This window comes from Curtobacterium sp. MCBD17_040, from assembly GCF_003234805.2.
GTDB lineage: Bacteria > Actinomycetota > Actinomycetes > Actinomycetales > Microbacteriaceae > Curtobacterium.
The window spans coordinates 1151184-1169259 of sequence record NZ_CP126273.1 but is presented as its reverse complement, the minus strand read 5'-3'; the positions used below and the strand labels follow the sequence as shown (position 1 = coordinate 1169259).

Genomic DNA, 18076 nt, shown 5'->3' with positions numbered 1-18076 from the left:
GGGGACATGCCCGCCCCGCTCGTCGACGCGGTCGACGTCATCCGACTCGTCGGCCCGCGTCCGTTCGGGCGCGCGAAGGACCTCGTGCGTGCCGGCGGCGTGCTCGGGACCCGCTGGGACGACGCGGACGAGACGCTCGCCGCCCTCGTGCAGGGCTCCGGCCCCGAGCCGTACCAGGTGAGCGTGCACCTCACGCCCACCCGCGGTCCGTTCAGCCGACCCGGCCGGAACACCTGCACGTGCCCCATCGGTGGCGACTGCAAGCACGTCGCGGCGGCGCTCCTCGAGGTCACGGCCGCCGCGGTCCGGCGCGACCCCGGGCTGACCGGCGCGGCCGGACTCACCGGACTCGTGGAGCCGACGGGCCTCGCCGTGACGGCGGTCGACGACGCCGTGGCCGCGCCGCCCGAGCACTGGCGGACGGCGCTCGGGTCGCTCGCCGGCGACCCCGGGCCGGCGAGCGCACGGACGACCGCGATGGGCCTCCAGTTCGAGCTCCGGGACCTCGTGCCGCAGCGACTCGCTCGCGCAGCGGCGGCTCACGACGCCGCTCGGTCGGTCGGGAGCCGTGTCCGCCTCGGCGTCCGCCCGGTCACGCGCAGCGCCGCGGGCAACTGGGTCCGCGGGCAGCTCACCTGGGGGTCGCTCCCCTACTCCCGCAACCGCCTCGGCGCGGACCCCGACCAGCACGCCTGGTTCCTGCAGTTCGCCGCGCTGCACCGCTCCGCGCACGCGGCGTACGCGCCGGGCGAGAGCGACTGGCTGTTCCTCGACGAGTTCGCGAGTCCGCTGTTGTGGCCGCTCCTGCACGAGGCCGAGCGGCTCGGCATCGCGCTCGTCGCAGCGGGCGCGAAGGCCGCCGCACGCGGGCGCGGCCGGAGCGCCAGTGCCGGCACCGGCACCGGCACCGGCACTGGCACGGCGCCCGACCCCACCGCCGACACCGACACCCGTGCCGTCGTCGTCGGCCGGGAGGCCCGGGTCGTCCTCGATGCGTCCCGCACGTCGGACGGCGTGCAGCTCGGCGCACTCGCCCTGGTCGACGGCCGTCCGATCCCGCCGGGGGCCGCGGGCGCGATCGGCACCCACGGCGTCTACGCCTTCCGTCGCTCCCCCGCGCTGCACATCACCCTCGCGCCGACACCGACACCCCTGCGCGAGGACCAGCGCCGTCTCCTGACGACCGGGGACCGCATCACCGTCCCGCCCGCGGACGTCGACGAGTTCCTGCACGACGTCTCGCCGCGCCTGCGCGGCAGCGTGGACCTCGTGAGCGCCGACGGCTCGCTCGAGCTCCCGGACCGCACGCCGCCGGAGTTCGTCCTGACCGTGACGTTCGAGCCCGAGGACCGCGTGCTGCTCAGCTGGCGGTGGCACGTCGACGGCCGACGGGACCTCCCCACAGCGCACGGACCGGTTCCGGACCTGTCGGAGGTCGACGGGCCTCCCGGCGTGCGGTGGCCGAGCCGGACCGGCGTCGACCCGGTCCGCGACCGCGGCGGCGACGTCGACGTCGACGTCGACGGAAGCGACGCCGACGACGGGGACTCCGACGACGGCGACCAGGTGCTCGACGGCTCCGACGCCATCGAGTTCACGACGACGACCCTGCCGACACTCCAGGCCCGCGACGACCTGCGCGTCCGCATCGTGGGCGAGCGCCCGGACTACCGGGAACTCACCGACCAACCGAAGCTGACCCTGACCACGATGCCGAGCCCACACCGCGACTGGTTCGACCTCGGGTTCCTCGTGACCGTCGAGGGTCGCACGGTCCCGTTCACGCCCCTGCTCGAGGCGCTCGCCAAGCGGGAGCGGAAGCTCAAGCTCATCGACAACACGTACATGTCACTGCAGAACCCGGTGTTCGACGAGCTGAAGCGCCTCATCGACGAGGCGACCGAGCTCGACGAGTGGGAGCCCGGCCGCTACCGCATCAGCCCGTACCAGGCCGCACTGTGGTCGGAGTTCGACCAGCTCGCCGACGAGACCGTGCAGGACGCCCGGTGGCGCGAGACCGTCGAGGGCCTCCTGCGGTTCCAGGACGCCACCGACGACGACCCGGTGATCACGGCCGTGTCCGTGCCGGAGTCCGTGCACGCCGAGCTCCGCCCCTACCAACGCGAGGGCCTGGCGTGGCTGACGTTCCTGTACGAGCACGGGCTCGGCGGGGTCCTGGCGGACGACATGGGGCTCGGCAAGACGCTGCAGACGCTCGCGTTCGTGGCGGGCGTGCGGGAGCGCGAACGCGCGCGGGCCGGCTCGGGGGGCGCCGCCCCGGACCGGTCGGGAGGCCCGTCAGCCGCGGCTCCCGACCGTCGCCCGTTCCTCGTGGTCGCGCCGACGAGCGTCGTCGGCAACTGGGTCACCGAGGCGGCGCGGTTCACCCCGTCGCTCGTGGTGCGCGGCGTGACGGCGACGACCGCGAAGCGACGGCGGATGCTCCGGGACGCCGCGGCCGAGGCGGACGTCGTCGTGACCTCGTACGCGCTGTTCCGGCTCGACGCGGCGGCGTACCGACAGCAGGAGTGGGCCGGGCTGGTCCTCGACGAGGCGCAGTTCGTCAAGAACCGGACGTCCCAGGCGAACCGGCTCGCGGCGGACCTCACCGCGCCGTTCAAGCTCGCGATCACCGGGACGCCGCTCGAGAACGGGCTCATGGACCTGTGGTCGATCTTCTCGGTCGTCGCGCCGGGTCTGCTGTCGAGCGTGACGCGGTTCACCGACGACGTGGTCAAGCCGGTGGCGTCCCCGGACCTGACACCGGAGCAGCGGGCCGATGTGATGGGTCGACTGCGGCGGCGGATCCGGCCGCTCATGCTCCGGCGCACCAAGGAGTCCGTGGCGGCGGACCTGCCCGAGAAGGTCGAGCAGGTGCTGCACGTCGACCTCGACCCGGAGCACCGCGCCCTCTACGACCGGACCCTGCAGCGCGAGCGGCTCAAGGTGCTCGACCTGCTCGACGACATGGACCGGCACCGGATGATCGTGTTCCGCTCGCTGACGCTCCTGCGGATGCTCGCCCTCTCGCCGGCGCTCATCGACCCGGACTCGGCCGTGCCGTCGGCGAAGCTCGACCTGCTGCTCGACGACCTCGCGGAGCTCGAGGCCGAGGGGCGCCGTGCCCTCGTGTTCAGTCAGTTCACCTCGTTCCTCCGGCTCGTCGCGTCCGGGCTCGACGCGCGCGGCGTGGCGTACGAGTACCTCGACGGGTCGACGACCGGTCGCGCAGCGGTGATCGACCGGTTCAAGCAGGGCAGTGCGCCGGCGTTCCTCATCAGCCTCAAGGCGGGCGGGTTCGGCCTCAACCTGACCGAGGCCGACACGGTGTTCGTGCTCGATCCCTGGTGGAACCCCGCGGCGGAGGCCCAGGCGATCGACCGCGCGCACCGCATCGGGCAGCGGGTCCCCGTGAGCGTGCACCGCCTCATCGCGCAGGACACCATCGAGGACAAGGTCCTGGCCCTCGCGACCCGCAAGGGGGAACTGTTCGACGCGGTCATCGACGAGGACGACACGTTCTCGGGAGCGCTGACGGCTGAGGACGTGCGGGGGCTCCTGGAGTAGGACAGTTCCGTCTGGATCCACCACACCCCGAACTGGGTGGTCACCGGGGACAGGACTCACAGCGTGCCCCCGGTGTGACCTGATTTGCTAGAAAGACTAGCGAATCCGAGTTCCCGCCCGGCCCTGGACGTGGCGACTCCGGACCTGCAGTGGGGCGACCGAGCGGTCGCCCTGTGCAACCCGAACCGAGGAACCAATGACGCTCATGAGCACCACAGCACCATCCGAGATCACGATCGACCACGAGCCGTACAGCGGCGAGGACGCCGTTCGCCTGCGGGCCGTCGCACTCCTCAGCGCCGGGCTCCCCCCGCGCATGGCACGGACGCTGCCCCTGGCGTCGGTCGCGGCGAACCTGACGGTCCGCAACGGCATGGGTGAGCCGCTCGGCTACGGGGTCCTCAGCGAGGTCGCCGATGGCGTGCTCGAGATCCAGTCGTTCTTCATCCGCGAGGACGCCCGGGGCGCCGGTGTCGGCAGCGCGCTGCTCAGCCGCCTCGAACAGGTCGCGCGCGAACTCGGCTCCCCCGCCCTCGTGCACGCCGGCACCCCGGGCGACGCGGACATCACGGACACGCTGCTGCGCCGCGGGTACGTGCCGATCGCCCCGTTCGGTGCGCACACCCTCGTGGCGGACGTGGTCTGCGTCTCGAAGATCCTGGTCTGATCCGCGGGACGGCCAGGAGGCCCGGCAGCGTCATCCGCGGAGGCTCGCCACCCAAGCGTCCACGGTCGTGACGTCGGCCTGTCGGGGGTAGACCTTCTCGGTCAGGACCCGGTGGACCTCGGGATCGGCGTCCGCACATGCGTCGGCGAGGACGGTGATCCCGTAGTCGAGGTCCGCGGCCTGCCGGAGGGTCGACAGCACGACCCCGCTCGTGGCGATGCCCGCGAGGACGAGCTCGGTCGCCCCGGCAGCGCGAAGCACGACGTCGAGGTCGCTGCCGGCGAAGGCACTGACCCGGCGCTTCGTCACGACGACCTCGTCGGGGCGGACCGCGAACGCGGCGTGGATCGCGGTCGAGCGCTCGTCGAAGCCGGCGGCGTCGCCCCGCTGCCGGATCGCGCCGAAGCTCTTGTTCGACGCAGCGATCTCGGGGAACCCCGCGCGGAAGGCGACGCGGACGAACATCACGGGCATGCCGTTCGTGCGGGCCGCGTCGACCGCGCGCGTGGCGGCCGCCAGGACCTCGGGCGAGCCGAGCCGGTCGACGATGCTGGTCTGGAAGTCCATGACGAGCAGGACGGGTGTGGACATGCGAGCCTCCGGTGGTCGTGTGGATTTCGACAGTCCTGACTGTACAGGTACTGATGCGCAGTCTAGGCTGCCCATCATGTCCGACGAACCGACCCCACTCGACGCATCCCCCGCGGCGACCTCGCTGGCCGTGCGCGTGGCCGTCGGCCGTTTCCTCCGCCGCCTGCGCGAGGTCGCGGCCGAGGGCGACCTCACTCCCTCGCAGGCGTCCGTCCTGACCCGCGTCGGCAAGGGCGAGGCGACCACCGCCTCGGCTCTCGCCGTGCTCGAGGGGGTCCGGCCGCAGTCGATGGCGAACACCCTCACCGCGCTCGAGGCCGCAGGACTCGTGCAGCGGGCACCCGACCCCACCGACGGGCGCCGCCAGATCGTCGGCCTGACCGACGCCGGGTCGGTGCAGAACGAGGGCAACCGCGCCGCGCGGCAGGAGTGGCTCACCGAGGTGATGGCCGAGCGGTACACGGAGGACGAGCGTCGTCGCCTGCTCGAGGCCCTGGCGCTGCTCGACCGGGTCGCCGAGGCGCCGACGGAGCGCACCGACCGATGAGCGAGTCGGACACCGGGCGGCTCTCCCGCCCCACTGCACCGTCCACGCCGGGAGCCGGACGACGGGGCCGCGCCGCGCCTCCCGACCGGTTCGACCGGCGCCTGCTCGCGCCGATGATGCTCGGGTCGATCCTCAACCCGATCAACTCGTCGATCATCGCGGTCGCCCTCGTGCCGATCGCCGCCGCGTTCGGCGCCCCCGCGTCGGAGACCGCCTGGCTGGTGTCCGCGCTGTACCTGGCGACGTCGATCGGGCAGCCCCTGGTGGGGCGACTCGTCGACACGTTCGGGCCGCGGCGGCTGTTCCTCGTCGGCGCCGTGCTCACCCTCGTCGCGGGCGTGATCGGCACCGCGGCCCCCGGGCTCGGGTGGCTCGTCGCCGCCCGGGTCGTGCTCGGGTTCGGCACGTGCGCGGGGTACCCCGCCGCCATGACGCTCATCCGTGCCGAGGGCCGCCGCACCGGGCAGGACAGCCCCCAGGCGGTGCTCACCGCGCTCGCCGTGACGACGCAGACCATCGCGGTGATCGGGCCGACGCTCGGCGGACTCCTCATCGCCGTCGGCGGGTGGCGGGCGACGTTCGCGGTCAACATCCCGCTCGGTGTCGCCTGTCTGGTGCTCGGCTGGGTCGCACTCCCCCGGCACACCGCGCTCGATGCCACCCGGACGCGTGCGCGGTTCGACGTCGCCGGTGTCCTGCTCTTCGCGGCGACGCTCCTCGCCCTCCTGCTGTTCCTCATGGACCTGCGGCCGGCACTCGTCTGGCTGCTCGTGGGCGCCGTCGCCGCCGCGGTCGCCTTCACGGTGCGCGAACTCCGTGCCGTCGACCCGTTCATCGACGTGCGGGTGTTCGCCGGCAACCTCCCGCTGCTCGGGACGTTCGCGCGCGCCCTCGTCGCCCAGGTCGTCAGCTACGCGTTCCTCTACGGGTTCACGCAGTGGCTCGAGGACGGCCGTGGCTTGTCGGCGTCGGCCGCGGGGCTCGTGCTGCTCCCCCTGTTCGGTGCGGCCATCGTCGTGTCGACCCTGACCGGCAGACGGCCCGAGGTGCGGGCGAAGCTCGTCGTCGGCGGCGTCCTGTTGCTCGTCGGCTGCGTCCTGCTCCTCGCCGTGGGGTCCGGCACGGCCGTGTGGCTCCTGTTCGCCCTCACCACGCTCGTCGGGATCCCGCTCGGGCTGCTCAACCTGGCGAACCAGAACGCCCTGTACCACCAGGCGGACCCCGAGCGGGTCGGCGCGTCCGCGGGCTTGCTCCGGACGTTCTCGTACCTCGGCGCGATCGTGGCGTCGGCGTCGGGCGGGGCGGCGTTCGGGGCGCGGGCGACCACCCCCGGGCTGCACGAACTCGCGTGGATCATGGTCGTGGCGGCCGCGGTCCTCGTGGCGCTGACGCTCGCCGATCGCTCGCTCGCCGCGCTCTCGCGCCCGGCGAGATCCCCGGGGCACACCGCCTGATCGCTCCCGCCGGCCCCGCCGAGGGCGGGGCCGGCAGGGCCAGGTCCGCGCTGGGGCGGGCCTCCCGACGGCTCAGGCCGCGGAAGTCCCCAGGGCGTCGATCGCGGCGACCTCGTCCTCGGTCAGCTGGAACGTCACGCCGCGCGCGTTCGAGCGGATGCGCTCCGGCTGCGACGACTTCGGGATGACGACGAACTCGTGCGCGATGTGCCATGCGACGATGACCTGCGCGGCGTCGGCGTCGTGCGCCTCGGCGATGCGGAGGAACGTCGGGTCCTGGAGGTTCGAGGCCTTGAACGGGCTGTACCCCTCGAGGACGACGCCCCGCTCGGCCAGTCCCTGCGCGAACGCGACGTCGTACTCCGCAGGGCTCCAGCGCACCTGGTTCACCGACGGGGTCACGCCGGTCGCGTCGATGAGTTCGTCGATCTGCGCCAGCGAGTAGTTGCTGACGCCGATGGCCTTGGTCAGACCGTCCTGCTGGGCGGCGATGACCTGCTCCCACACCGCCGGGGTCGCCTCGCCGTTCGGCGGCCAGTGCACGAGCCACAGGTCGAGCTGGTCGACGCCGAGCTTGTCCAGGCTCTCGGAGATGGTCTGCCGTTCACGGCCGCCGTGCTCCGGCGGCAGCTTGGTGGTGATGAACACCTCGTCGCGGTCGAGTCCGGACTCGGCGACGGCCCGACCGACCCCGCGCTCATTGGCGTAGCCGGTGGCGGTGTCGATGTGGCGGTAGCCGGCCTCGAGGGCCGAGCTCACGGCAGCGGGGGCGTCGGCGTCCTCGATCTGCCAGGTGCCGAAGCCGAGCAGCGGCATCGAGGCGGTGGGCAGGGCGACGGCTGGTTCGTTGTACGCGTCGTTGGGCATGACGCCTGTCTACTCCGCCAGGCGGGCGTGGGTGAGCGTTCACTCGCCGACCGGCCGGGAGGCACGACCCCTGTCCTCGTCGCTTCCCCCGGTGCAGCATGGGGACATGAGCACGAGGACCGTCCTCCACCCCGTCGATCCGGACGTCCTGCGGGACCTGCGCGAGCGCGTGCGCGCACGCCGGGTGCTGCCTGCCGTCGACCGCGCCGGTCAGGACCTCGGCATGGCGGGGCGCGACCTCGACGCCCTCCTCGACCACTGGGCCGACGCCTACCGGTGGGAGGACCACGAGGCGCGCGTCCTCGCCCGGCCATGGGTGCGCTCGGGGTCGGCGACACCGGTGAACGCGATCGTCCACCGTGCGGGCGCCGACGCCCCGGTCGTCCTGTTCCTGCACGGGTGGCCGGACTCGGTCCTCCGGTTCGAGCGGGTGCTCGACCGCGTCGACGACGTGACGTGCGTCGTTCCGGCGCTGCCGGGCTTCCCGTTCGCCGCGGCGACGGAGCGGAGTGGCTGGTCGGCGATCGAGATGGCGGACGCGGTGCACGCCGCGATGCTCGACCTCGGGTTCGACCGGTTCGTCGTCTCGGCCGGGGACGTCGGCTGTGACGTGGGCGAGGCGATCGCGGCCCGGCACCCCGGAGCGGTGGCTGCGCTGCACCTGACGGACGTGTCGCAGTACCACTTCCTCGGCGGCCTCCCCGACGACCTCGACGACGAGGAGCGCGCGTACGTCGAGCGCGGTCGACAGTGGCAACGGGACGAGGGCGGGTACATGCACGAGCAGTCGACGCGTCCGAACACGCTGTCCGTCGGGCTCGCGGACTCGCCTGCCGGCCTCGCCGCCTGGATCGGCGAGAAGCTCGACCGCTGGACCGACCAGGCGGTGGACACGCCGCCGTTCTCGCGCGACGAGCTGCTCACCTGGATCACCGCCTACTGGGTCAGCGGATGCATCGGCACGTCGTTCGCGCCCTACGCGGTGGGCGGCGGCAAGGACTGGGGTCGCATCGACGTACCGACCGTGATGACAGTGTTCCCCGCCGACCTCGTCAACGCGCCGCGACGGTTCGCCGAACGACGCTTCCGGATGGTGGACTGGCGTGAGTTCGAGCACGGCGGGCACTTCGCGGCGTGGGAGCGACCCGACGACTACCTGTGGGGCGTCCGACGAGCGGTCGAGGTCGGGTGGTGACGGCGGCGTCGTTCGGTCAGCTCCTGGCGGCGCCGCGGTTCCGGATGCTGTGCCTCGCCGTCGCAGAGGAACTCGGCGTGGACACGACCGACAGCCTGACCGTCGGAGGCGCGGCCAGGAGCGGCTTCGCCCGCCTCGACCAGCTCGACGTCGACGGAGCGCTCGTGCGCCCGTTGGCGCGTGCCCTGGCGGTGGCGCCCGTGCGGGCCGTCCGAGCACGGACCGAGCCGCTCTCGTTGTTCCCGGCGCTCGGCCGCGCCGTCGACTCGTCCATGCCCTGGCAGCCGCCGTTGATCGAGGAGGCGCTCAGCGGCCTCCCGGTCATCCAGGAGGCCCTCCGACCGGTCGCGGAGGCCGTCCTCGCGTCGGACGCGGCCGCCTGGTGGTCGACGGACCTCGACCACGACGGGCAATGGGTCGTCCGTGCGGTGCGTGACGGGCAGCAGCAGCCGATGGCGAGCCCCGGCCCGGCGGCCGCCACCCTCGAACGGTGGCACGAGAACCAGCGGAACGAGGACGCCGAGTACCGCATCACTCGCCCGGTCGAGCGGTCGATGAGCGGCGCATGGTGGTCGACCCCGTACGCGTTCGGTGGGGAGGATCGGGATGCGGCGTTCCTCCCCTCGTCCACGCGCCGGGTCGGTGCGCTTGGTGCGACGGGGTTGGCGCTCGTGGAGGACGGATTCGGCGACGAGGAGGCATGGACGTACCGGCTCACGCCCGATGCCGACGCTCGCGTGTACGAGGTCCACGGGCCGGACGACTGGACCGCGCTCGTCGCTCGCTTCCCGATGGACGTCCGGTGGGCGCGACGACGGGAGTGGTGGGAATCGACGGGACGCGAGGCCCGCTGGTACATCCCCGACTACCGCGCCGCCGCGCGTGACTTCGACGCGATCCACCTGTCCGTGACCGGATACCTCGCGACCGCGGGACGTGCCCTGGACGTCCTCGACGGCGCGACCGTGCTCGCGGGGTGGGATCCCGACGCGACCTCCTGGCTGACCGAGGCCGCGGTGATCGCCGACGATCCGGAGGACGACGGCGGCGCCCGTCGTGAGCTGCATCCGGGCGCGCTCGGCGTCGGCCGCCGGCGGTGCTCCGTACATCGCGCGGTAGTCGCGGGAGAAGTGCGAGGCGCTGCGATAGCCGACGGCGGTGGCGGCCCGCATCGCGGTCTCGTCGAGGACGACCATCCGGTGCCGGGCCTCGCCGAGGCGGACCCGCCTGAGGTACTGCACGGGCGTCATGCCCGTGACCTGGCGGAAGCGTGCGAACAGCGTCGACTCGCTCGAGGCGAGCGCCGCGGCGAGGTCCGCGACCGACCAGGGCTCCGCCATCCGGCGGGTCAGGAGGTCCGTGGCGGCGGCGACGACGTCGCCCTCGCGGTTGCCGACAGCGGCCAGGAGGCGCGGGGCCTGATCCGTGACCCGTGCGTGGGCGGCGGAGTTCGCCGGCACCGGCGTCCGGGTCTCGACGGTGGCGCCGGGCGCGACGGCCACCCCGGGGAACGCCGACTCGAGCGAGCTGCTCGCGGCGATGACCGAGGGGACGCCGGCCGGCGTGCCGGTCCGCCGGTGGACGTCGCGGTCGCCGTCCGCTGGGTGGCCTCGGACGAGGGCGTGTTGCGTCAACGGTGGGACGCTCGACGTGGACGGCGGGATCGCCTCCACGCGCCTCCGCGGCTGACTGGAGGCCCACCGGGTACCGGTCAGCGGGACGCAGCTCCCGCGGATCTCGGGGAACGCCCGAGTCGGCGAGCGGTGTCAGAACCCGCCGAAGCCGAACAGCGCGGTGACGCCACCGGTCACGAGCACCCAGAACGACACGGGGACGGCCATCGCGCCGAGGACGACGACGACGACCCCGAGCGTGCGGTGTCCCGGGTCGGCGGACCGGGTGCCTCGGACGCCGAGCATGAGCACGCTCGTCGCGGCGATGACCGAGCCGACGGACAACAGCCCGAGCAGCAGGGCGGCCACCTGCACCCACCACGAGGGTGTCGTGAGCGCCGCGTGCGGTTCGTGACGCACGAGGGCCAGCAGGACGAGGTAAGCGCCCAGGAGCGCGGCCGCGTAGCCGACGAGCAACGTCATCCCCACGACCGACGCGCCCGCACTCCCCCGCGGACGCCGATCGGCCAGCGGGTCCGGCGCCCACTCGTCGTCGAAGCCCGCCCACACCCCGTCGTTCCCCATGACGGCAGCATGGCAACGCGAGAAGTGCTCGCACATCCACCGAGGGGATGACCACTTCAGGCGGTCGCGGCCCGGTCTCAGTCCGGCCGGTGCGTCAGAGTCGGAAGTCGATCGCCGAGGTCAGCGAGATCGCGCACCGTGATCGTGAAGCGGTCATCGGGCGCCGGAGCGTCGGCGGACGGGCGAGCGACGAACGCGGTCTGCATGCCGAGCGAGGCCGCCGCCCGGAGGTCCCACGGATGCGCCGCCACCATCATCGTGCGGCCGGCGGGGACGCCGAGCAGCTCCAACGCCGTCCGGTACACCGAGGCCGCGGGCTTGAAGGCACGCGCGAACTGCGCGGAGACCACGGCGTGCCAGCGCAGTCCGGCACGCTGCGACAGCGCGGCGAGCTCGTCGAGGTCCGCGTTCGACAGGGACGCGACCACCACCTGCCGTCCCAGCGTCGCGAGGGCGTCCGCCGAATCGGGCCACGGCCGGAGCGTCTCGGTGACGTCCACGAGCGCGTCGTGTTCGTCGGCCGACAGCGCAGGGAGCGAGCCGTCCGCGACGAGGTCGTCGAGGGCCTCCCGTCGGATCGCGCGGTGCGGGCGCCAGGGGGCCTCCCCGGCGTTGACCGCCGCCATGGCGGCGTCCATCAGGTCGTCCCATCGACGGGCGATCGCGTCGACGTCGTGTCCGGCATGCGCGGCGAGCGCCACCGCCAGACGGTCCCGGATGGTCCCGACGTCGTCGACGACGGTGCCGATGGTGTCGACGAGGAGTGCGTCGACGCCCGTTCCGTGGTCGGTCATGCGCCCAACCTACGGATCACTTCCGACCGCGGGACGGTCATCCTCACGACGGATGCCGCTCCGGTGCACGGTCCGCCACGATCGGTACCACCCGCCCGCGGATCCCTGGAGGCCGTTCCCATGCCCTTCCTCGTCCTGGTACCCGTCATGTGTCTCTGCATCGCCCTGCCGATCACGGATGCGCTCGTCCGGAAGGACCTCGGTCGAGCCGGGCGGGTGCTCGTCCTGCTGACCGTCGCGATCGTCGTGGGCGCGTGCTCGGAGTTCGTCGTCTACCTCGCCGTGCCTGCGTTCGCCGTCCCGGCGGTGGTCTACCTGGCGGCCCGTGGCCGGCTCCCGTTCGTGCAGCGGCTCGTCCCCGGTCGGTCCGGTGACCCGGACCGGCGGCGCGCACTCGCCGTGCGGCCCGCGTTGGCCCTCAGCGCGGTGGCACTCGGGGTCGCGGTCCTCGCCGTCGTCGCGATGATGAGCGTGGCGCTGTCCGAGATGTGAGGGCACCGAGGCCGGCGGGCCGCGCCGGGACGAACGGGCGACGGCCCTCGATGCGGCCGCGTCAGTCCATCGCGATTCCTCAGTCGATCCGGTTGGTCAGGGCCTCCCCGCCGCGGACGTGCTGGTCGCAGAACGTGAAGACGGTCTCGCTCCACACGCGGAAGTTCGACGGCGACAGCACCCAGTGGTTCTCGCTCGTGAGCTGCAGGAACCGGTGCGGCATGTCCTCGGGCGCGCCCGGGAACCCCGATACCAGGTCCCACCACGCCCGCAGCGCCTCGGAGATCGGCACGCGGTAGTCCCGGTTCCCGTGGATGAGCAGCATCGGCGTCGTGATCGCCTCGGCGGTCCGGTCGGGCGAGTTCTGCGCGTACCAGTCCGGGTGCTCCTGCTCGGTGCCGAAGATCCCGTTCTTGTTCTCGGCGGCATCGGTCGTGTCGTGCTGCTGGTCGAGCGACCAGAGCCCGGCGTGCGTGACGATGCAGTCGAAGCGGTCGGTGTGGCCGGCGATCCAGTTCGTCATGTACCCGCCGAAACTCGCGCCCAGCAACGCCGTCCGCGTCGGGTCGAGGCGGTGGTCGCTGTCGGCGAGGACGGCGTCGAGCACGCCCTCGACCTCACGCCACACGATCGCGGCGCGGTGCGGCCAGGCCCGCGCGATCCACTCGTCGCCGTACCCGGTCGAGAGCGCCGGGTCGGGCAGCACGACGGCGTACCCGCGCTCGACGGCGAGCCAGGGGCACCAGCGCCACGACCAGGCGTTCCAGGACGAGAACGGTCCGCCGTGCACCCACGTCATGACGGGTGCCGGGCCATTGCCGCGGTGCGCGTCGTCCGGCAGGAACAACCATCCGGGCACCTCGACGCCGTCGACCTCGGCCGATACTCGCTGCACGGTGCCGGGCAGGGTGTCGACCACGCCGGGGGCCGGGAGGAACGCGGGCGTCTGGTCCTCCGCGGTCACGTCGAGCCGCACCGGGCTCGCCGGACGGTCCATCGCCGAGCGGAGCGCGAACAGCGTCCGCCCGTCCGGGTGCACGAGGAGGTTCGAGTACGACGCGTCGGTGACGAGCCATCGGACGATGGCACCGGAGGTCGGGTCGACGAGGACGACCGCCCCCGCGCCGTGCAGGTCACCCGTCACCAGGAGGCCCGTTCCGTCGGCCGTCCATGCGACGTCGTTCGCTGTCATGTCGCCGAGGTCAAGCCGCACCGCTGCGCCGCCGTCGATGCTGCGGACCTCGATCCACTCCTGGTGCGGGGAGTCGTACGTCCCGCGCACGCGCATCGCGACGGCGAACCGGGAGGCGTCGGGCGCGATCCGCGCCTGGCTCGCGTCGGCGCCGTCCTCGTCGACGACGACCGATCGCTCCCCCGTCGCGACGTCGATCCGGAGGAGCACGGCATGCGAGCGTCCGCGCGTGACCCGCTCGGTGGCGCGAGCGAGGACGAAGGAGCCGTCCGGAGCGATGTCGAACTCTGGGTTCCGGAAGCGCTGCCCCGCGTCGGGGGCGAGGTCCCGGAGCGGGGTGGGACGGGCCTCCCGGTCGGAGGCCGGCGCAGGGTCAGCGGCCCCCGCGTCATCGAGCACGAGCAGGCGCGCCTCGGTGTCGTCGAGTTCGTGGTCCCACCAGCGGATGGGCATGCCGTCGTGCAGGATCGCGGTGACCGCCTGGTCCTTCCGGCGCTCGCGGCGGGCTCGGTCCTCGTCGGCGTCGGACGAGCCGACCAGGCGGCTGCCGGTCACGATCACCACGCCCGAGCGGCTGACGAGCGGACTCCCGACGCCACCGGGACTCGTCGCGACGCGGATCGGCTCACCGTGTTCTGGCAGCGACCAGAGCGCGGGGTCCTCCGTGTTCTCGCCGCTGCGCGGGTCGGGACGGCTCGACGTGAAGAGCAGGTCGCCGGACGGGGTGAACGCGGGCGACGACTCCCCCTGCTCCGAGGACGTCAGGCGGACCGGCGGGCGATCACCGACGGGGTCGACCTCCCACAGCGCGCTCCGGTACCGGGCGGCGTCCGCGTCGGGCTCCTGCACGGTCGCGACGAGGCGGGCGCCGTCGTGACTGAGCGCGAGGCCCGTGACGCGGGGGTGGCGGATGAACGAGTCGAGGGCTGCGAAGAGCGAGGAGGTCATCGCCTCCGAGCGTACGGCGGGGCGCCGACCAGCGTTCTCGCTGCCGGTCAGCGGTCAGGCACCGCTGCCGGTCAGCGGTCAGGAACGCACCCAGACCGTGGTCTCCCCCGGGAGCACGCCAGCCGCGGTGAGCGGACCGCTCGCGACGACGACCGAGCCGGCGGGCGCGGGCACGGGGTCGGTCCCGAAGTTCATCGCGCACACCCAGCCGTCGTGCCGGGCGAAGGCGATCGCGTCCGGCCCCGGAGCGTCGAGCCAGCGGAGGTCCTCGCCCTGCTGCAGCGCGTGGCGGGCGCCGAGTGCGGCCCGGTAGAGCTCGAGCGTCGAGTCGGGCGCACCGTCCTGCACGGACACGGCGAGGTCGGCGAACCACGCCGGCTGCGGCAGGTGCGGCGCGGCCGGGCCGAACCCGAACGCCGGCGTCGACGTGTCCCACGGCAGCGGGACACGGCAGCCGTCACGGCCCTTGCGCGTGTGCGCACTCCGGACCCACACCGGGTCCTGGAGGTCGCCCTCGCGGAGGTCCGCGACCTCACGGAGTCCGAGCTCCTCGCCCTGGTACAGGTACGCCGAGCCCGGCAGCGCGAGCAGGAGGAGCGTGGCGGCGCGGGCGCGGCGGAGTCCCCGGGTCTCGTCCGCCGCAGGACGCGTGCCGCCGGACATGAGCCAGTCCTCCTCGTCCGCACCGGCGGGCAGCGCGTAGCGGGAGGCGTGGCGGATGACGTCGTGGTTCGAGAGCACCCACGTGCTCGACGCACCGCTCTCGGCCGCGAGCCGCAGGTTGTCGTCGATGATCCGCGAGAACGTGCCGGCGTCGAAGTCGGCGCGGAGCAGGTCGAAGTTGAACGCCTGCCCGAGCTCGGTCGGCCGCGCGTAGAGGGCGACCCGCGCGCTCGGCACCCACGCCTCGGCGACCGCGGTGCGGGGCGGGTCGTACTCGTCGAACACCCGCCGCCAGCCGCTGAAGATCTCGTGCACCTCGTCGCGGTCGTACAGCGGGTCGCTGCCGTCGAGCGGGAGGTCGAAGTCCTTCGGGTTCGCGTCGCGCAGTGGTTCGCTGAGGTCCTTCGCGAGGGCGTGTGCGACGTCGACGCGGAACCCGTCCACCCCGCGGTCGGCCCAGAACCGGAGCGTGGTGTGGAAGTCCTCGCGGATCTCCGGGTTCGCCCAGTTGAAGTCGGGCTGCTCGGGCGCGAACAGGTGCAGGTACCACTGGCCCGGTGTGCCATCGGGGTCCGTGGTGCGGGTCCAGGCGCTGCCACCGAAGTTCGACTGCCACGTGGAGGGCGGGATCTGCCCGTCGTCGCCGAGCCCGTCGCGGAACACGTAGCGCTCGCGGGCGGCGGAACCGGGCTCGGCGGCGAGCGCCTCCCGGAACCACGCGTGGTCGTTCGAGCTGTGGTTCGGCACGATGTCGACGATCACCTTGATGCCGGCGTCGTGCGCGGCGGCGACCATGGCGTCGAAGTCGTCGAGCGTGCCGAGCCGCGGGTCGACGTTCCGGTAGTCCGCGACGTCGTACCCACCGTCGGCGAGGGCGGACGGGTAGAACGGGCTGAGCCAGATGGCGTCGACGCCGAGCCGCTGCAGGTACGGCACGCGACTCGTGACACCGGCGATGTCGCCGAGGCCGTCCCCGTTGCTGTCGGCGAAGCTCCGCGGGTACACCTGGTAGACGACGGCCTGGCGCCACCAGTCTGGGTCGGTGCCGTCGATGGCGATGAGCTCGCCGTCGTCGCGTGCGGTGGGGCCCGGGGTGGCGGGTTCGGACATGGGGCTGGCCTCCTGGGATGGTCGTGGTCCCTGCACGAGGGACGTCGACGAACGGCGGACGATCACCCCAGCATGGCGCTTCCGACGGCGACAGGCCCGCTTCCCGCGTCCCTGACCCGCAGCTGAAGGGGCGCGGCACCCGACGTCTAGCGTCGGACCGGTCCTCGTCCGCGGTCCGACCGGTCCGCTCTCCCACCCACGCAGGAGGTTCCATGGCCCACACCGACATCGACGACGCCCTCTGGGACGACTTCCACGCGGCCGTCAACATGACCTCGCGGGAACTCCGCGAGTGGCTCGAGACCGATGCGTCGCAGCCGGACAGCGAGGCCTTCGCCGACCAGGCCGGTGACGAGCGCCCGCGCGCCGTGCTCGAGATCCTCGGCAAGCGCAGGACGGACCTGACCGACGACGACGTCACCGTCATGGAGACCGTGGTCGCCGAGGTGCAGGCCGAGCGCGGCGACGACCGCGAGCCGACGGCCGGCGACGCCGAGTGGCGGCACCGGCTCATGTCCATCGGGCACGACCCGCTCAAGCCCTCGACCTGAGCGGGGCACACATGCCAGCGGACGCGACGGCCGCTGAACGGGCAGACTCACAGTCGAACCACGCTCATGCTTCCGACGAAGGAGTCCCGATGACCTACGCCTCCGAGCGCCAGACCCGTGCCACCCCACCGACGCTGGTGAACGCCGCGTTCTGGCTGTTCATGCTCGCCGTGCTCGCCCAGATCGTCAGCCTGATCGTCTCGATCTCGACCTTCGGCACGGCGGAGGACGAAGCGAAGCGACGGGTCGCGTCGACGTCGAGCAACCTCTCGGAGTCGACGGTGCACGCCGCGCTCGTCGCCGGACTCGTGATCGCGATCGTCATCGGCGTGCTCTCCATCATCGCGTTCGCCCTGTTCGACGTGTTCATGCGTCGCGGGGCGAACTGGGCGCGCATCGTGCTCTTCATCCTGACGATCCTGTCGCTCTTCACCATCCTCGGGGGCCACGGCATCAACGCGGTCGGTGAGGTCGCCGCCATCGTCGCGACGATCCTCATGTACCTCCGGCCGTCGAGCGCCTACTTCGCCGCGGTCAAGGCGCGGAAGACGGGTGCGCAGCCGCTCGGGTACTGACCCCCGGACCACCACCGCAGGACCACTCTCGGCCGGGAGGCGCCGTGTGCGCCTCCCGGCCGTCGTGCGCTCCCGGCCGTCACGCGCCTCCCGGCCGTCGCGCCCCGCACAGGATCGGTCGGTTTGATCCTTGACAGTTAGACGTCGAACTGTCAGAGTTCTGACCATGATCGAACAGGAGCCCGAACTCACGACCAACCTGGACCTGCTCCGGTGGGTCGGCTGGGCGCAGCAGCAGGCCGGACTGGACTGGATCCGGCAGCGCGAGCTGAGCCACCAGCAGGGCTTCGCACTCGGGTTCCTCGTGCAGAACCCCGGTGCGATCCAGCGTGACATCGCCGCGATGACACGGACGACCCCGGCCAGCGTCTCGAGTCTCCTGCAGGGGCTCGAACGACGCGGACTCATCGAGCGCCGCACGGAACTCGGGAACGAACGGAGCAAACGCGTGTACGCCACCGAGGCCGGCGCCGCGCTCATCGCCGGGTTCGACGACGCGATGCGGGACGCCGAGGAGACCATCCTCGCGCCCCTGAGCGAGGAGGAACGTCACACCCTCCACGCCCTGCTCACCAAGGTGACCTCCGCACTCCCTCGTCCGACGCGGGAGCAGTAGCCAGTCGCCCGCGCGCCCGTCCGCGGGTCGCACCCCCACCACCGCCGTG

At 72.8% G+C, this 18076-nt stretch carries 17 protein-coding genes; 10 read left to right on the top strand and 7 right to left on the bottom strand.

The annotated features are described in order from the left end of the window. The first annotated feature begins 6 nt into the window (after nucleotides 1-6). On the top strand, nucleotides 7-3567 hold the full coding sequence (locus DEI94_RS05580; protein WP_181441814.1) for a DEAD/DEAH box helicase: 3561 nt from the start codon (nucleotides 7-9) through the stop codon (nucleotides 3565-3567). Between the two features lie 205 nt (nucleotides 3568-3772). Continuing rightward, a complete protein-coding gene (locus DEI94_RS05575; RefSeq protein WP_181441813.1) occupies nucleotides 3773-4234 on the top strand; it encodes a GNAT family N-acetyltransferase in 462 nt (153 codons plus the stop codon). Between the two features lie 30 nt (nucleotides 4235-4264). On the opposite strand, the gene DEI94_RS05570 is transcribed toward DEI94_RS05575, so the two are convergent. Beyond that, a complete protein-coding gene (locus tag DEI94_RS05570) occupies nucleotides 4265-4825 on the bottom strand; it encodes a cysteine hydrolase family protein (protein ID WP_111026812.1) in 561 nt (186 codons plus the stop codon). A gap of 76 nt (nucleotides 4826-4901) precedes the next feature. On the opposite strand from DEI94_RS05570, the gene DEI94_RS05565 reads away from it, so the two are divergent. After that, nucleotides 4902-5372: a MarR family winged helix-turn-helix transcriptional regulator gene (locus DEI94_RS05565; RefSeq protein WP_111026811.1), complete on the top strand. Its 471-nt coding sequence runs from the start codon at nucleotides 4902-4904 to the stop codon at nucleotides 5370-5372. Continuing rightward, nucleotides 5369-6826 carry an MFS transporter gene (locus tag DEI94_RS05560; RefSeq protein ID WP_111026810.1) on the top strand — a complete coding sequence of 486 codons (1458 nt, stop codon included), beginning with the start codon at nucleotides 5369-5371 and terminating at the stop codon, nucleotides 6824-6826. The genes DEI94_RS05565 and DEI94_RS05560 overlap by 4 nt, the downstream gene beginning before the upstream one ends. 72 nt (nucleotides 6827-6898) lie before the next feature. On the opposite strand, the gene DEI94_RS05555 is transcribed toward DEI94_RS05560, so the two are convergent. Further along, on the bottom strand, nucleotides 6899-7693 hold the full coding sequence (locus tag DEI94_RS05555; protein WP_220035602.1) for an aldo/keto reductase: 795 nt from the start codon (nucleotides 7691-7693) through the stop codon (nucleotides 6899-6901). Between the two features lie 106 nt (nucleotides 7694-7799). On the opposite strand from DEI94_RS05555, the gene DEI94_RS05550 reads away from it, so the two are divergent. Further along, nucleotides 7800-8888, top strand: a complete 1089-nt coding sequence (locus DEI94_RS05550; RefSeq protein WP_111026809.1) for an alpha/beta fold hydrolase — start codon at nucleotides 7800-7802, stop codon at nucleotides 8886-8888. Here the strand turns inward: DEI94_RS05550 and DEI94_RS05545 are convergent. Next, entirely contained in the window at nucleotides 8846-10228 is a 1383-nt protein-coding gene (locus tag DEI94_RS05545; RefSeq protein WP_349815164.1) for a helix-turn-helix domain-containing protein, read from the bottom strand. The genes DEI94_RS05550 and DEI94_RS05545 overlap by 43 nt on opposite strands. An 85-nt stretch (nucleotides 10229-10313) precedes the next feature. Between DEI94_RS05545 and DEI94_RS19735 the strand changes: the two genes are divergently transcribed. Next, on the top strand, nucleotides 10314-10577 hold the full coding sequence (locus tag DEI94_RS19735) for an SDR family oxidoreductase (protein WP_111026862.1): 264 nt from the start codon (nucleotides 10314-10316) through the stop codon (nucleotides 10575-10577). A gap of 77 nt (nucleotides 10578-10654) precedes the next feature. Here DEI94_RS19735 and DEI94_RS05540 read toward each other — a convergent pair whose 3' ends face one another. Beyond that, nucleotides 10655-11086: a hypothetical protein gene (locus DEI94_RS05540; protein WP_111026808.1), complete on the bottom strand. Its 432-nt coding sequence runs from the start codon at nucleotides 11084-11086 to the stop codon at nucleotides 10655-10657. Between the two features lie 77 nt (nucleotides 11087-11163). Continuing rightward, nucleotides 11164-11880 (bottom strand): haloacid dehalogenase type II, encoded by a 717-nt coding sequence (locus DEI94_RS05535; RefSeq protein WP_111026807.1) that lies wholly within the window; start codon nucleotides 11878-11880, stop codon nucleotides 11164-11166. A gap of 120 nt (nucleotides 11881-12000) precedes the next feature. Here DEI94_RS05535 and DEI94_RS05530 point away from each other — a divergent pair, with 120 nt between their 5' ends. Beyond that, nucleotides 12001-12372: a hypothetical protein gene (locus tag DEI94_RS05530; RefSeq protein WP_111008525.1), complete on the top strand. Its 372-nt coding sequence runs from the start codon at nucleotides 12001-12003 to the stop codon at nucleotides 12370-12372. A gap of 79 nt (nucleotides 12373-12451) precedes the next feature. Here the strand turns inward: DEI94_RS05530 and DEI94_RS05525 are convergent, their stop codons facing one another. Both DEI94_RS05525 and DEI94_RS05520 read right to left on the bottom strand, forming a co-directional pair. Further along, nucleotides 12452-14512 carry a S9 family peptidase gene (locus tag DEI94_RS05525; RefSeq protein WP_111026806.1) on the bottom strand — a complete coding sequence of 687 codons (2061 nt, stop codon included), beginning with the start codon at nucleotides 14510-14512 and terminating at the stop codon, nucleotides 12452-12454. Nucleotides 14513-14590: 78 nt separating this feature from the next. After that, on the bottom strand, nucleotides 14591-16285 hold the full coding sequence (locus DEI94_RS05520; RefSeq protein WP_111026805.1) for a glycoside hydrolase family 13 protein: 1695 nt from the start codon (nucleotides 16283-16285) through the stop codon (nucleotides 14591-14593). 212 nt (nucleotides 16286-16497) lie between these two features. On the opposite strand from DEI94_RS05520, the gene DEI94_RS05515 reads away from it, so the two are divergent. From DEI94_RS05515 to DEI94_RS05505, 3 genes are all read left to right on the top strand, one after another. Then, complete coding sequence (locus DEI94_RS05515; protein WP_111026804.1) at nucleotides 16498-16836, top strand: DUF3140 domain-containing protein; 339 nt, start codon at nucleotides 16498-16500, stop codon at nucleotides 16834-16836. Between the two features lie 89 nt (nucleotides 16837-16925). Next, complete coding sequence (locus DEI94_RS05510) at nucleotides 16926-17411, top strand: hypothetical protein (protein ID WP_111008521.1); 486 nt, start codon at nucleotides 16926-16928, stop codon at nucleotides 17409-17411. Between the two features lie 166 nt (nucleotides 17412-17577). Then, the gene (locus DEI94_RS05505; protein WP_111026803.1) at nucleotides 17578-18027 is read left to right on the top strand and encodes a MarR family winged helix-turn-helix transcriptional regulator; all 450 of its coding nucleotides are present in this window, start codon (nucleotides 17578-17580) and stop codon (nucleotides 18025-18027) included. Nucleotides 18028-18076 lie beyond the last annotated feature (49 nt).

Coding starts and splice junctions, on each gene's coding strand:
- DEI94_RS05570 (WP_111026812.1), bottom strand. CDS start 4,825: ATGTCCACACCCGTCCTGCTCGTCATGGACTTCCAGACCAGCATCGTC.
- DEI94_RS05520 (WP_111026805.1), bottom strand. CDS start 16,285: ATGTCCGAACCCGCCACCCCGGGCCCCACCGCACGCGACGACGGCGAG.
- DEI94_RS05580 (WP_181441814.1), top strand. CDS start 7: ATGCCCGCCCCGCTCGTCGACGCGGTCGACGTCATCCGACTCGTCGGC.
- DEI94_RS05540 (WP_111026808.1), bottom strand. CDS start 11,086: ATGGGGAACGACGGGGTGTGGGCGGGCTTCGACGACGAGTGGGCGCCG.
- DEI94_RS05505 (WP_111026803.1), top strand. CDS start 17,578: ATGATCGAACAGGAGCCCGAACTCACGACCAACCTGGACCTGCTCCGG.
- DEI94_RS05555 (WP_220035602.1), bottom strand. CDS start 7,693: ATGCCCAACGACGCGTACAACGAACCAGCCGTCGCCCTGCCCACCGCC.
- DEI94_RS05515 (WP_111026804.1), top strand. CDS start 16,498: ATGGCCCACACCGACATCGACGACGCCCTCTGGGACGACTTCCACGCG.
- DEI94_RS05550 (WP_111026809.1), top strand. CDS start 7,800: ATGAGCACGAGGACCGTCCTCCACCCCGTCGATCCGGACGTCCTGCGG.
- DEI94_RS05565 (WP_111026811.1), top strand. CDS start 4,902: ATGTCCGACGAACCGACCCCACTCGACGCATCCCCCGCGGCGACCTCG.
- DEI94_RS05545 (WP_349815164.1), bottom strand. CDS start 10,228: ATGGCGGAGCCCTGGTCGGTCGCGGACCTCGCCGCGGCGCTCGCCTCG.
- DEI94_RS05575 (WP_181441813.1), top strand. CDS start 3,773: ATGAGCACCACAGCACCATCCGAGATCACGATCGACCACGAGCCGTAC.
- DEI94_RS05560 (WP_111026810.1), top strand. CDS start 5,369: ATGAGCGAGTCGGACACCGGGCGGCTCTCCCGCCCCACTGCACCGTCC.
- DEI94_RS05525 (WP_111026806.1), bottom strand. CDS start 14,512: ATGACCTCCTCGCTCTTCGCAGCCCTCGACTCGTTCATCCGCCACCCC.
- DEI94_RS05535 (WP_111026807.1), bottom strand. CDS start 11,880: ATGACCGACCACGGAACGGGCGTCGACGCACTCCTCGTCGACACCATC.
- DEI94_RS05530 (WP_111008525.1), top strand. CDS start 12,001: ATGCCCTTCCTCGTCCTGGTACCCGTCATGTGTCTCTGCATCGCCCTG.
- DEI94_RS05510 (WP_111008521.1), top strand. CDS start 16,926: ATGACCTACGCCTCCGAGCGCCAGACCCGTGCCACCCCACCGACGCTG.